The 12,979-nt window shown below is 72.8% G+C and carries 10 protein-coding genes; 4 read left to right on the top strand and 6 right to left on the bottom strand.

The annotated features are described in order from the left end of the window. The first annotated feature begins 245 nt into the window (after positions 1 to 245). Positions 246 to 1,148, top strand: coding sequence for a poly-gamma-glutamate hydrolase family protein (locus ABD954_RS32550; protein WP_345491533.1), 903 nt, complete (start codon positions 246 to 248; stop codon positions 1,146 to 1,148). A gap of 115 nt (positions 1,149 to 1,263) precedes the next feature. Here ABD954_RS32550 and ABD954_RS32545 read toward each other — a convergent pair whose 3' ends face one another. The 5 genes from ABD954_RS32545 to ABD954_RS32525 all read right to left on the bottom strand — a co-directional run bounded on the left by ABD954_RS32545 (position 1,264) and on the right by ABD954_RS32525 (position 7,127). Beyond that, a complete protein-coding gene (locus tag ABD954_RS32545) occupies positions 1,264 to 1,413 on the bottom strand; it encodes a hypothetical protein (RefSeq protein WP_345491531.1) in 150 nt (49 codons plus the stop codon). Beyond that, positions 1,410 to 2,261: a hypothetical protein gene (locus ABD954_RS32540; protein WP_345491529.1), complete on the bottom strand. Its 852-nt coding sequence runs from the start codon at positions 2,259 to 2,261 to the stop codon at positions 1,410 to 1,412. The genes ABD954_RS32545 and ABD954_RS32540 overlap by 4 nt, the downstream gene beginning before the upstream one ends. Then, entirely contained in the window at positions 2,261 to 2,782 is a 522-nt protein-coding gene (locus tag ABD954_RS32535; RefSeq protein WP_345491527.1) for a SigE family RNA polymerase sigma factor, read from the bottom strand. The genes ABD954_RS32540 and ABD954_RS32535 overlap by 1 nt, the downstream gene beginning before the upstream one ends. Beyond that, positions 2,779 to 3,801: a LacI family DNA-binding transcriptional regulator gene (locus ABD954_RS32530; RefSeq protein ID WP_345491525.1), complete on the bottom strand. Its 1,023-nt coding sequence runs from the start codon at positions 3,799 to 3,801 to the stop codon at positions 2,779 to 2,781. Before ABD954_RS32530 ends, ABD954_RS32535 begins: the two co-directional genes overlap by 4 nt. A gap of 416 nt (positions 3,802 to 4,217) precedes the next feature. Continuing rightward, positions 4,218 to 7,127: a glycoside hydrolase family 48 protein gene (locus ABD954_RS32525; protein WP_345491523.1), complete on the bottom strand. Its 2,910-nt coding sequence runs from the start codon at positions 7,125 to 7,127 to the stop codon at positions 4,218 to 4,220. A gap of 679 nt (positions 7,128 to 7,806) precedes the next feature. Between ABD954_RS32525 and ABD954_RS32520 the strand changes: the two genes are divergently transcribed. Together ABD954_RS32520 and ABD954_RS32515 are read left to right on the top strand one after the other, a co-directional pair. Continuing rightward, entirely contained in the window at positions 7,807 to 9,546 is a 1,740-nt protein-coding gene (locus ABD954_RS32520; RefSeq protein WP_345491521.1) for a glycoside hydrolase family 6 protein, read from the top strand. 86 nt (positions 9,547 to 9,632) lie between these two features. After that, positions 9,633 to 10,190 carry a GNAT family N-acetyltransferase gene (locus ABD954_RS32515; RefSeq protein WP_345491519.1) on the top strand — a complete coding sequence of 186 codons (558 nt, stop codon included), beginning with the start codon at positions 9,633 to 9,635 and terminating at the stop codon, positions 10,188 to 10,190. A gap of 41 nt (positions 10,191 to 10,231) precedes the next feature. On the opposite strand, the gene ABD954_RS32510 is transcribed toward ABD954_RS32515, so the two are convergent. Continuing rightward, positions 10,232 to 11,263 (bottom strand): LacI family DNA-binding transcriptional regulator, encoded by a 1,032-nt coding sequence (locus ABD954_RS32510; protein ID WP_425584088.1) that lies wholly within the window; start codon positions 11,261 to 11,263, stop codon positions 10,232 to 10,234. Between the two features lie 281 nt (positions 11,264 to 11,544). On the opposite strand from ABD954_RS32510, the gene ABD954_RS32505 reads away from it, so the two are divergent. Then, positions 11,545 to 12,888 (top strand): ABC transporter substrate-binding protein, encoded by a 1,344-nt coding sequence (locus ABD954_RS32505; RefSeq protein ID WP_345491515.1) that lies wholly within the window; start codon positions 11,545 to 11,547, stop codon positions 12,886 to 12,888. The last annotated feature ends 91 nt before the right edge of the window (positions 12,889 to 12,979 follow it).

Below are 12,979 nucleotides of genomic sequence, written 5' to 3'. Positions count from 1 at the left end.
GGGTCCGCTTGCGCGTCACCGACACCGGCGCGGTCGCCTCCGACGAGGTGGCACCGGTGTACGCGCGCGCCGTCGCCCCTTTTCGCGCCCCCCCACGGGGAGCTTGTCCCCGCGGGTCGCGATCCCCGGCTGAGGCCCGCGGGACGCGGAACGGTCCAGGGCCCGCCCCTTTCGGCGCCGGGCCCCCTCCCGTCCTGCGCGCACCCGCCGGTGGGGGTCCCGGCCGGATCGTGGAGGATCACCCCATGACCCCTACCAGCAGACGTACCGTCCTCGCCTCCGTGGCCGCCGTGGCCGCGGGCCTGCCCACCCTGAACGCCCTCGTCGGTGACGGGGCGGCGGTCGCGGCGGCGGCCGACACGTACAAGACCAACAGCGACCTGTACACCAAGGCCGCCGCCAGGGAGGGCATCGACTGGATGCGCCGCTTCCGCATCGGCGCACCGGTCACGCTGACCGACAACACCAAGGCGTCGAGCCACGCGGTCACCAGCACCGCCGTCCTCGCCCCGCACGGCGGCGGCATCGAGGCGGGCACGAGCGAGCTGTGCATGGCCATCGCGGGCTACCGGCCCTTCGACGCCGACACCGACCCGTCGGCCGCGGCGCTGCCGGGCGAGACGCAGCGCGACTACTGGATGTTCGAGGCGCTGCAGAACTCCGGGACGCAGCACGTCACGTCGACCAACTGCGACGATCCGGCCGCGCTCGCCGTGTGCGCGAACAACCTGTACGCCGTCTCCCTCCACGGCTTCGCCGAGGACGTGCAGAAGAAGGTGGTCATCGGCGGGCGGGACACCCGGCTCCGGCGCAACCTGGCGGCGGCGTTCGCCGCATCGGGTCTGACCACGACCGGGAACGTGACCGTGGTCGTCGCCGGCGCCGACGACCCGCTCAACGGAGACGACCCCGCCAACATCGTCAACCGCACCCGCACCGGCGCCGGCGCCCAGCTGGAGATCTCCACCGCCCTGCGCGCCGCCATGTTCGGCAACTTCTCCGGCGCCGCCAACCGGCGGGCCACCGCCGGTGTGCCGAGCGCCGGCAACCCGGACGCCGCCGCCTACTGGAACGGCTTCGTCACGAGTGTGCGCCGGGCCGTGATGGAGCACGAGCTGGGCAGGGACCCGCTCTACCGGGCCTCCTGATCCGAGCGGCCGGTTCCACCACGCCGGAGGCGCGGCTCTCCGGCCGCCCCTTCGGCGTGGTGGGCCAGGCGCACGCCGATGACGCCGGTGGCCGGGGAGAAGTGATCGGGCGTGATCAGGCCGGGTCGAGGGTGTCGCCCCGGGTGCGGACCTGCCTGGCGGAGACGTCGGCGGTGAACCGGTCGGCGCGCGCCGAGGCCGCGGACCTCGGCGTAGGAGGCGTGGACGCCCTCCTCATCAGCCGGATGCCGTCGGTGAACGTCATCGTGGTGGTCGTTGTCGAGGCGCGAAGCCACCGTGCGCGGTGGCCCGGCGGCCCGAGGCGTCCGTGGCCGTCACGGTGTACGTGTCGGATTCGGCGGCCCGCTCGCCCTCGGCGTGGTCGTACTGGGCGGCGAACACGTGCCGGCCGGCCGGGGCGGTGCGGCCCGCCTTGAGGGTCCAGCGGTAGACGAGGGCCCCGTCCGCCTCCCGTACGGAGACGGTGAAGTCCTCGGGCGGCAGGGTGCGCCAGTGGCCGGTGGAGGCGACGCCGCCGGTCTGGGCGACGCGCAGTTCGACGGTGAGCGCGGTCAGCGGCGCCGGGACGGTCAGCGTGAGGTCGCTCTGGGCCCAGTAGCGGTTGCTGCCGGGGTCGATGACACCCGTGACGGTGAGCGGCAGGGGCGTCGGGGCGGGCGGGGCTCCGGTGGTGGCCGCGGTGGAAGGGGTGCCGGTAATGGCGGGTGCGGTGCCGGTGGGTGGTGCGGTTCCTGTGGAGGGTGCCGTTCCGGTGGGAGCCGTTCCGGTGGCGGGGGCGGTCGCCGTGGCGGACGTGCTTCCCGTGGCGGCGGGAACGGCCGGGCCGGGCGGGCCGTCGGGGCCGGGCAGCACCGGCACCACCAGGGCTGCGGCGGCCACGACGGCGACGACGGCGAGGGCCGCCCCGGCCGCCCGGAGCCAGGGCGCGGGCCGGGCGGCGGGGGCCGCCGGGCGGGCCGCGAGGCCCCGCTCGACCCGGGCGAGCATCCGGGCCCGGTCGGGCACGTGGGCGGCGGCGGCCTCCCGCAGCTCGGCGCGGAGCGGCTCGTCGCAGCCCGCGGTCTCGTCGTGGTCCCTCTCGGGCAGGTCCATCAGGCCCTCCTTCCGGCCAGTTCGGAGGCGGCCCCGGGGCCGAGCAGTCGCTGGAGCTCGGCCATGCCCTTGGAGGTCTGGCTCTTGACCGTGCCGACGGAGATGCCGAGCGCCCGGGCGGTGTCGCGTTCCGACAGGTCGAAGGCATGGCGCAGCACCACGCAGGCGCGCTTGCGGAAGGGCAGGGCGCGCAGCGCGGCCCGTACGTCGAGGACGGCGGGCACGTCGGGGTCGTCCTTGTGCTCGGCGCGCCGGTCCCAGAACAGGGCGATCCGGCGCCGTTCGCGCACGGCGCCACGGATGCGGCTGCGGACGAGGTGGGCGACGACGCCCCGGGCGTAGGCGAGGGGGCGGTCCGCGCCGCGCACCCGGTCCCAGCGGTGCCACAGGGCGACCATGGCGTCGGCGGCGAGGTCGTCGGCGGCCTCGGGCTCACCGCTCAGCAGGTGGGCGAAGCGGGCGAGTTCGGCGTAGTGGCGCTCGAAGAAGGCGCGGAACTCGGCCTCGTCCTCGCCCCTCACCGCGCCGGCGCGGCGGTGGGCGCCGGGCCCGTGCTGCCTCGGTCGTCGACCTCGGGGGCGAGCAGGACGGTGCCGGGCGGCTCCTGTCCGCCGAGCTGGGCGACGAGCCGTTCCACGGCGCGGCGGCCCATCTCCTGGGCGGGGACGCCGATGGAGGTGAGCGGTGCGGACGCCTGGGCGGCGGACTGTCCGGCGCAGACGGCGAAGAGGGAGACGTCCTCGGGGACGGCGCGGCCGTCGCGGCGGAGCACGGTGAGGAGGGGTTCGACGGCGGCCTCGTTCCGGACGACGAGGGCGGTGGTGGCGGGGCGTTCCTCGAAGACGCGGGTCAGCATGGCGGCGACGGCGGCGTGGCCGGCGGCGGTGGGCCGGTGGAGCAGGCCGGCACCGTGCGCGGCGGCGGCCGTGCGCAGGCCGCGCAGGGTGCGTTCGGCGGAGCCGGTGCCGCGGGCGCAGACGGCGGGGGGTTCGCCGAGGACCGCGATCTGCCGGTGTCCGAGCGCGGCGAGGTGGTCCACGCACCGGGCCCCGGCGGCTTCGAAGTCGAGGTCCACGCAGCTGAGTCCGGAGGTGTCGGCGGGCCGCCCGATGAGGACGGAGGGTCGTTCGGCGGCCTTGAGGGAGGGCAGGCGGGGGTCGTCGAGTCCGACGTCGGTCACGATGAACGCGTCGGCGAGGGCGCTGCCGTCGACGCGGCGGATCGCCTCGGGCCCCTCCTCCCCGGTGAGCAGCAGGACGTCGTAACCGTGGGCGCGGGCCGTGGTGGTGACGGCCGTCGCGATCTCCATGAGGACGGGCGCGTGGATGCCGGTCCGCAGCGGCATCATCAGGGCGAGGACGTCGGTCCGGCTGCTCGCCAGGGCCCGGGCGCCGGCGTGCGGGCGGTAGCCGAGCTGTTCGATGCCGTGCTGGATGCGCTCGCGGGTGGCAGCGGAGGTGGACCGCTTGCCGCTCAGCACATGGCTGACGGTGCCGGCCGCGACTCCGGCGTGGCGGGCGACGTCCGCGAGGGTGACCACGCTCTTCTCCGCCCCGTTTCCGCGAGATCCCGTCAAGTGGTGGTGTGGCGCTTCGTGTTGCTTCGCCTTGCTCTGTTCCGGGGTCCGTCGGTGAAGCGCTTCGACAGTGTGCGCGGCGCCGACCCTACCCCTCCGGCCGGAAGACCGGAAGACGGGGCCCGGCCCGGGACGACGGCCTGCCGAGCGGGCCGGGGCCGCACCGGATGCGCGGGCCGCGCCGCACCTCGCCGGGTCTGCACGGGGCATCGCAGGGCCGCATCGTTCCTCGCGGGGCCGCGCCGCACCTCGCCGGAGACCTGGGCCTTCCTTCCGGAGATCATGAGCCGCTCCGCCCACGGCACAGGGCCGGGCGGGCCCCCGCAGGGGTCCGCCCGGCCGTGTCGTACGCGGGTCCGCTTCTCTTCGCGGGGCGGCGGTTATTCGAGCAGCTCCGCGTACGAGCCCATGGCCAGGGCGATGTCCGCCTGGGCCCAGAAGCGGTGGTAGGTGAAGACGGGGGCGGCGCCGCCCGCCAGATAGGCCTCGATCTTCGGCCAGGCCGGGTCGTCCGCGTAGAAGGAGCGGATCGAGGCGAAGGTGGACGAGGAGTTCACGGTGTCGCCGTTGGGCATGGTGCCGGTCCAGCCGCCGGGGACGTACACGGGGTCGTCGAAGCGGTTGTAGTCGGCGCGGGTCTCCGGGACCGCGATGCCCAGCGGGTCCTGGTGGTGGGTCCACATGCCGTCGAGCAGGGCCTTGGCGACCCGCTTGGCCTCCGCGTGGCCGGACCTGGCCGCGTAGTAGGTCAGGGTCTTGGCGTAGGCGGCGGCCACGCCGACGTCGTCGGTGTAGTCGGCGACGGTGACGTGCAGCCCCTTGTTGGCGCCGGGGTTCGCGGCGTTCCAGGTGTCGGGCGCGCCGGACCACTGGAGGGTGGAGGGCACGCGGTAGGTGCCGTCGGGGTTGACCGTCGTCTTCGACAGGGCCCAGGCGACCCACTTGTCGAGCACGGCCTTGGCGGCGGTGTCACCGGTCTGCTGGTAGTACTCGGCGACGCGCTCCATCGACCATGCCTGGAAGCCGAACCACTGGTTGGACGGCGGGTCGTGGTAGACCGGCTTCTCGTCGTAGTACATGCCGTAGAAGGTGGGCGTGCCGGCCGGCGGGGTGGCGTAGCGGCCCTGCCAGCTGTTGGTGGCGCCGCCCGCGATGGCGCCCTCGTCGGACTGCAGCCAGCGGTAGAACTCCAGCTGCCGCTTGAGGCTGGTGCTCCAGTCGGCGGCACCGGTGGCGGACTTGGGCTTCAGCGGGGCGTACGAGCTGAGCGCGTAGGCGGCCAGCGGGTTCTGGTAGCCGCCGTGCGCGTGGCTGGAGCCGATCCGCCACGCCCAGCCGGACGAGGTGTCGGTGGCGCCGCCCCAGGCGTAGTACCAGGACATCAGGTAGTGGGCGCTGTTCTTGCCGGTGCCGGCCGGGCAGGCGGTCGGCCCGACGCAGTCCCCGACCTTCTTGAAGTACTTGTCGAACATGGCGTAACGCAGGTAGTCGCCCATCTTGGCGGCCTTGCCGACGGTCGTGGCGACCTGGGCGCCCTTGCCCTGCTGCTTGGCCCAGACGTCGGCCCAGTAGGCGGCCTGGACGGCGCGGGCGTCGGCGTCGGGGGCGTTGGTGAACTTCCACTGCTTGGCGTAGGAGCTGTCGCCGGTGAACAGGTCGAGGAAGCCGTTCCTGCCGCCGTAGGAGAAGTTGTCGCAGGTCGGGTGGGTGACGGTCTCCCAGACGGACTCCTGGGGGCCGCGCTGGAAGGTGTTGACGTACGAGGGTCCGGTCGCCGTCGGCCCGGCGGAGCACTTCCCCGGCTCGTTGCCGAAGCCGTAGACGTTGTCGACGTCCTGGATCCAGTGCATGCCGTAGATGTCGTCGGTGCCGTACGCGCTCTTCAGCTCGGCGGCGAGCGGGTCGGAGCCGGAGGTCGCCGACGGCTCCAGCTTCGCCGGGTACTGGGACGGCAGGTCCCACTCGGGCGCGTAGGTGGCCGGCTTGCCGGGAGCGTAGAAGGAGTTGGTGGGCTGGTCCGCGTGCGTGGGGATCATGTACTTCTCGAGGGTGTCCCACGCGCCGTTGAACTTCGACCAGTCACCGGTGATCTTCCCGTACATCGCCTGGAGCCAGACGAGGTAGCTGTACGCCTCCGAGGTCGTCTCGTGGCCGTGGTCGGGAGCCTCGACGATCAGGGTCTCGACGGAGTGGTACGGGATGCCCTCGGGCGAGAAGTAGCCGTTGGCCGGGTTGGTGATCTTCCCGTGGAGGTCGAGGAAGCGGGCGTCGTACGTGGAGTTCGCGGCCAGCTGGGTGACGGTGACCTCGGCCTTGGCGTGGCCGGGGGCGGTCGCGGTGAAGACGGCCGTGCCGGTGCCGGTGGCGGCGGCGCTGACGGTCACCTTCTGGGCGGTGTTCCAGTTCGCCGGGGTGAAGGTGAGGCCGGCCGGGCTCGCGGTGAGGCCGGTGACGCCCGAGGTGCGGGCGACGTTCACGGTGACGTCCGCCGCGGGCCGGGTGGAGAGCTTCAGCTCGAAGGTGCCGGTGCCGCCCTGGCGTACGGCGAGCTGGGCGGGGGTGGCGACGAGCGCGGGGCCGGCGGCGACGGTGATGCCCACGGGCGGCGATTCTCCCCTGGCTCCGAGGGAGTCGTACGCCGCGGCGTAGAGCGAGTGGGCGCCGGCGGGCAGGGAGGTGACGCCGAGCGTGTAGGGGGCGGTGGTGTCGGTGCCGAGCAGGGTCGTGTCGCTGTAGAACTCGACCTTCTCGATCGCGGCGCCGTCGGCGGCGGCCGCGGTGGCCGCGAGCGGGACCGGGTCGCCCTCGGTGTGGACGGCGCCGGGCGCGGGGCTGGTGAGGACGGTGACGGGTGCCTGGTGGGCACCGGTGCAGGGGGTGCCGTTGACCGAGAAGGAGTTCGGCGCCGTGTTCGTGCCCGTGTAGGAGAACTGGGCGCCGGTGGTGACGGCGGCGCCCGCTGCGACGGTGTGGTTCCAGCCGGCGGCGGTGACGGTGACGGTCTTCCCGGACTGGGTCCAGGTGCCGTTCCAGCCGTTGGTCAGCTTCTGGTCACCGGCGTAGGCGTAGCTGAGGGTCCAGCCGTCGAGGGCGGTGGTGGCGCGGTTGGTGAGGGTGAGCTCGGCGGTGAAGCCGGAGCCCCAGTCGTTGGTCCGGTAGTCGACGCTGCACTGGACGCCGGCGGCCTGGGCCGCCGGTCCGGCGGCGAGTTGTCCGGCGGGCAGGGCGAGTACGGCGGTGAGCGCGGCCAGGAATCCGCGTGCTCTTCGCGGTCGTGATCGTGGCGGCATGGGGTGGTTCTCCTCGCGGCTCGGGAGACGGGGGCGGTGCGCGGAGGGGGCACGGTCAAGCTCTGAACCAGTGGGAGCGCTCCCACTGTGCAGACCCGAGGAGACCCCGTCAAGACGCGCGAAGAGTCGAAGGCAATCGCCCGCGAATTTGGACGACTCCTCTTTTCCTTGGCGGCGGTTGCCGCTACGGTCTGCCGGACCAGTGGGAGCGAATCGTCCAGTCGGCACGCCGTCACCGGCGTGCCCTCGCTGTGAGGACTCGCTCATGCGACCTGCCCCACGTCTGCCTGCGCCGCTCGCGGGAGCGACGCTCACCACGGCGAGCACTGCTCGCGTCGTCACCGGTACGGCCCCGGGAGCCGCGGCCGCACCCGTTCGCACGGCGGAGTGCTCGTACGTGCCGGCACGACACCCCTCGCCCCGGTAGCCGCCCACGTGCCCGTGCCCACGGGCGAGAGCGGTGAGACACCCGCGGCACCCGCGTTCATCGACCGCGTCACGAAGCGGTCCGACGACCGCGGCCCTTCCCACCTCGGCCGGACCCGGAACACCCGGAGCACCCGGAACCACACCTCCGGTCACGCGCTGATCAGTTCCTGCGACGGCACTCCCCGCACATTCGCCATCGGGCCGCGCGACCACCTGCGCGCCCTCATCCCCTGGAAGGAACTCCCACTCCATGAGCCGCACGAAGAACCGCACCGCCCTGCTGGCGGCGCTCGGCCTGATCGCCGCCACCGGCGCCACGGCCACCGCGCTCGGCACCGCCACCGCGGGCGCCGCCGCGGCGGGCTGCAAGGTCGACTACCAGATCGCCAACCAGTGGAACACCGGCTTCACCGCCAACGTCACCGTCACCAACCTCGGCGACCCGGTCAACGCCTGGACGCTGGGCTGGTCCTACGCCGGTGACCAGAAGGTCGGCCAGGGCTGGAACGCCACGCTCGCCCAGTCCGGCGCCGCCGTGACCGCGAAGAACCTGTCGTACAACGGCGCGCTCGCGACCGGTGGTTCGACCTCCTTCGGTTTCAACGCCACCTACAGCGGCACCAACGCCGTCCCGGCGAGCTTCACGCTCAACGGCGTGACCTGCACCGGTTCGGTGCCGCCCACCACGCCACCGACGACACCGCCGACCACTCCCCCGACGACCCCGCCGCCGGCCGGCACCAAGGCCGACAACCCCTACGCCGGCGCCAAGGTGTACGTGAACCCCGAGTGGTCCGCCCACGCGGCCGCCGAACCCGGCGGCACCAAGGTGTCGAACCAGCCCACCGGTGTCTGGCTGGACCGGATCGCCGCCATCAACGGCGTCAACGGCGGCATGGGCCTGCGCGCCCACCTCGACGAGGCCCTGAGGCAGAAGGGGTCCGGCGAGCTCGTCGTCCAGTTCGTCATCTACAACCTGCCCGGCCGCGACTGCGCCGCGCTCGCCTCCAACGGCGAGCTCGGACCGACGGAGATCGACCGCTACAAGAGCGAGTACATCGACCCGATCGCGGCGATCCTCGCCGACCCGAAGTACGCGGGCCTGCGGATCGTCACGACGGTCGAGATCGACTCGCTGCCGAACCTCGTCACCAACGTCGCCGGACGGCCGACCGAGACGGCGAACTGCAACACGATGAAGGAGAACGGCAACTACATCAAGGGCGTGGGCTACGCGCTCGGCAAGCTGGGCGCGATCCCGAACGTCTACAACTACGTCGACGCGGGCCACCACGGCTGGCTGGGCTGGGACTCCAACTTCGGTCCCTCCGCCGAGCTGTTCAAGCAGGCCGCGACCGCCGAGGGTTCGACGGTCGCCCACGTCCACGGTTTCATCGTGAACACGGCGAACTACAGCGCCACCGTCGAACCGCACTTCTCCGTCACGGACACCGTCAACGGCACCACGGTGCGCCAGTCGAAGTGGGTGGACTGGAACCAGTACGTCGACGAGCAGTCGTACGCCCAGGCCATGCGGAACAAGCTGGTCTCGCTCGGCTTCGACAGCAGGATCGGCATGCTGATCGACACCTCCCGCAACGGGTGGGGCGGCGCCAACCGGCCGGCCGGCCCGGCGGCGAAGACCTCCGTCGACGCCTACGTCGAGGGCAGCCGCATCGACCGACGCATCAACCCCGGCAACTGGTGCAACCAGGCCGGCGCGGGCCTCGGCGAACGTCCCCAGGCGGCCCCCGCCGCGGGCATCGACGCGTACGTCTGGATGAAGCCCCCGGGCGAGTCCGACGGCGCGAGCAAGGAGATCCCGAACGACGAGGGCAAGGGCTTCGACCGCATGTGCGACCCGACGTACACCGGCAACCCCCGCAACGGCAACAGCATGTCCGGCGCCCTCCCGGACGCACCGCTGTCCGGCAAGTGGTTCTCGGCCCAGTTCCAGGAGCTCCTGAAGAACGCCCACCCGGCGCTCTGAGCCCTGCCTGATCCGGCCGTCCTCGCGGGCCGGTGCCCGTGGGCACCGGCCCGCGTCCGCCGTGCCGGGGGACGTACGGTCGACCCATGACACAGCACGCGGACACCCTGCGCTACCGGCTCGCCCGGCCCGAGGACCACGAGGCGATCGCACGGCTCGACGGCTCGTTCACGACCGACCACGTCTACGAGGTGACGGCCGCCGAGGACGGTTTCACGATTCGCCCGGTGCCGGTGGACCCGCCCCTGCTCAAGGTCTTCCCCGAGGACGACGACGAGGACGAGGAGGAGGACGGCGAGCCCGGTCCGCGCCGGACGGTGGTCGCCGTCGACGGGGACACCGTCGCCGGGTTCGTGACGTTCTCCTTCGAGCGCTGGAACGCCCGCCTCACCCTTCGCGACATCGAGGTCGCGCCCGCCTGGCGGGGCAGGGGCGTGGGCCGGGCCCTGATGGAGCACGCCGTCGGCTTCGGGCGGGAGTGCGGCGCCGGCCACGCCTGGCTGGAGGTCAGCAACGTCAACGCACCCGCCGTGCGCGCCTACCTCCGGTGGGGCTTCGCCTTCTGCGGCCTGGACACCTCGCTCTACGACGGTACGGAGTCGGCCGGCGAGCAGGCGCTGTTCATGGCCCGCCGGCTGGGCTGAACCGGCCCACGGGCCGGCCCCTGCTCACCCCGCTCCCGCCCTCAGGACGACTCCCGCACCACCAGCTCCGTCGGCAGTACCCGTCGCGGGCGCTCCCCGGCCGTCGCGGAGGGCTCCGCCAGCTCCCGCAGCAGCATCCGGGCCATGGTGCGGCCCATCTCCTCGATGGGCTGGCGGACGCTGGTGAGCGGCGGGTCCATCAGGCGGGCGACGGCCGAGTCGTCGACGCCGACGAGGGCGACGTCCTCGGGCACCCGGCGGCCGGCCTCGCGCAGGACACCGCGGGCACCGGCGGCCATGACGTCGGAGGCGGCGAAGACGGCGTCCAGGTCCGGGGCTCGCCCGAGCAGCTCGCGCATCGCGCGGCGGCCGCCCTCCTCGGTGAAGTCGCCGGTGGCGACGAGGAGTTCGTCGTCCTCGAGGCCGGCCGCCGCGATGCCCTCCCGGTAGCCGTCGAGGCGGGCCCGGGCCACGTACATGTCGAGGGGTCCGGTGACGGTCGCGATCCTGCGGCGGCCCCGGCCGGCGAGGTGGGCGACGGCGGCGCGCCCGGCGCCCCGGTTGTCGGAGTCGACGTAGGCGGCGGACTCGTCGGCGGTGCGCCGCCCGTTCAGGACGAGCGGCAGGCCGAGTTCGCGGACCAGGTCGGGCAGCGGGTCGTCGGCGTGGACGGAGGCGAGCAGGACGCCGTCGACGCGCTGGGCGGCGAGGTACTGCTCGAAGCGCTGCCGCTCCCGCTCGGTGCGGACCAGGGTGAGCAGCAGCTGCTTGTCGGCCTCGCCGAGCTCGGCGCTCACGCCCCGGATGATGTCGAGGAAGTAGGGCTCCGCGAAGAGCCGGGCCTCGGCCTCCGGGATGACGAGGGCGATGGCGTCGGTGCGGCTCCCGGCGAGCGCGCGGGCCGCCTGGTTGGGCACGTATCCGAGCTCCTCGATGGCGCGGTGCACGGCCTCGCGGGCCTGTGCGCTCACCCGGGGCGAGCCGTTGATGACCCGGGACACGGTGCCCCGGCCGACTCCTGCCCGTGCCGCGACCTCTTCCAGCGTGGGTCTGCCACTCTGCCGTCCGTTCACGCCTCTCGTACTCCCCTCGTGCGGCCTGGCGCCCCGTGCCATGCGGCGATCAGGTCAAGATAGGCCACTGTCCGACCCCCCGAACAAGCGGTGTCCTTCGAGCACCGAAGCATGGGAGCGCTCCCACACTACTCGAATCCGGGCACGAGTCGCACCGCACCTCACCGTGCAACGAATCCGCGTTCATGTCTTGACACCTCCACCCGCGAGGCAGCAACCTTCCGGCAACGACGACGTGGGAGCGCTCCCATCAGCACCACCTTTTGGACGAGGAGAGTGGAATGCGCACTTCCAGCAGCAGACGGGTCCCGAGCCGCACCCGCCGCACCGCCTTCGCGGCGGTCGCGGCCCTGACGGCCGGCGCCGCCCTGCTCACCGGATGCGGCGGCGACGGAGGGGAGGCCGCCGAGGACGGGACGATCACGCTGCGGGTCGGGACCTTCGGTTCCTTCGGCTACGACAACAAGACCGGCGCCAAGCTCTACGCCGAGTACGAGAAGACCCACCCCAACATCAAGATCGTCGAGTCGAACGTCGCCGACGGCCAGAAGTACTGGGACACCCTGAAGCTGCGCCTCTCCCGCAACAGCGGCCTGGCCGACATCCAGGCCATCGAGGTCGGCTACATCGCCGAGGCGACCGGCTCGGCGATGGCCGACAAGTGGGTCGACCTGTCCAAGACCGGCGGCGCCGACCTGAGCTCCTTCCTCGACTGGAAGGTCAAGCAGGCCACCACCGCCGACGGCAAGGTGATCGCCCTCGGCACCGACATCGGCCCCATGGCCATCTGCTACAACAAGGACCTCTTCGCCAAGGCCAAGCTGCCCACCGACCGCACCGAGGTCGGCCGGCTGTGGTCGGGCGACTGGGGCCGGTTCCTGGAGACGGGGAAGACCTACCAGAAGAACGCGCCCGCCGGGACCTTCTTCCACGACTCCGCGAGCGGTCTGTTCAACGCCGTCGTCAACAGCGACCCCGAGCAGTACGCCGGCGCCGGCGGCGAGCTGGCCTGGGAGACCAGCCCCGGGGTGAAGAAGGCCTGGAGCACCGCCGTCGCGGCGGCGCAGGGCGGACTCACCGCCAAGCTGCGCCAGTTCGACGAGAAGGGGACCTGGAACGCCGCCTTCAAGAACTCGAAGTTCGCCACCGTCGCCTGCCCCAGCTGGATGACCGGCATCATCAAGGACCAGGCGGGCGCCGCCAACCAGGGCAAGTGGGACATCGCCGCGCCTCCGGTCGCCGGCAACTGGGGCGGTTCCTTCCTCGCCGTGCCCAAGTCCGGCAAGCACGCCAAGGAGGCCGCCGAGCTGGCCGCCTGGCTGACCGCCCCCGAGCAGCACGCCAAGGTGTTCGCGGTCAACGGCAACATCCCGTCCACCAAGGACACCCTCTCCTCGGCCGCGGTGGTGGGTGCCAAGCTGCCGTACTTCGGCGACACCCCCGTCGGACAGATCTACGCCTCCGCGGCGGCCCAGATCAAGCCGGCCCCGATCAGCCGCTGGGACGGCCAGGTGAAGACCTTCCTCACCGACAACGGCATCCTCGACATCGAGCAGCGCGGCACCGACCCGGCGAAGGCCTGGGAGAACGTCAGGAAGCTGGTCGACGACAAGATCGACCAGTAGCGGGAGGCGGTGCGGGCCCGCTCGTCGCGGCGGGCCCGCACCGCGACGCTCCCCCGCCCAACCCCGTACGCACCGACCTGGAAGGACGCCC

Source organism: Streptomyces roseoviridis (assembly GCF_039535235.1).
In the GTDB taxonomy this organism is placed as follows: Bacteria; Actinomycetota; Actinomycetes; order Streptomycetales; family Streptomycetaceae; genus Streptomyces; species Streptomyces roseoviridis.
The sequence above is the reverse complement of the archived record's forward strand: the minus strand, read 5'-3'. Positions and strand labels throughout refer to the sequence as shown.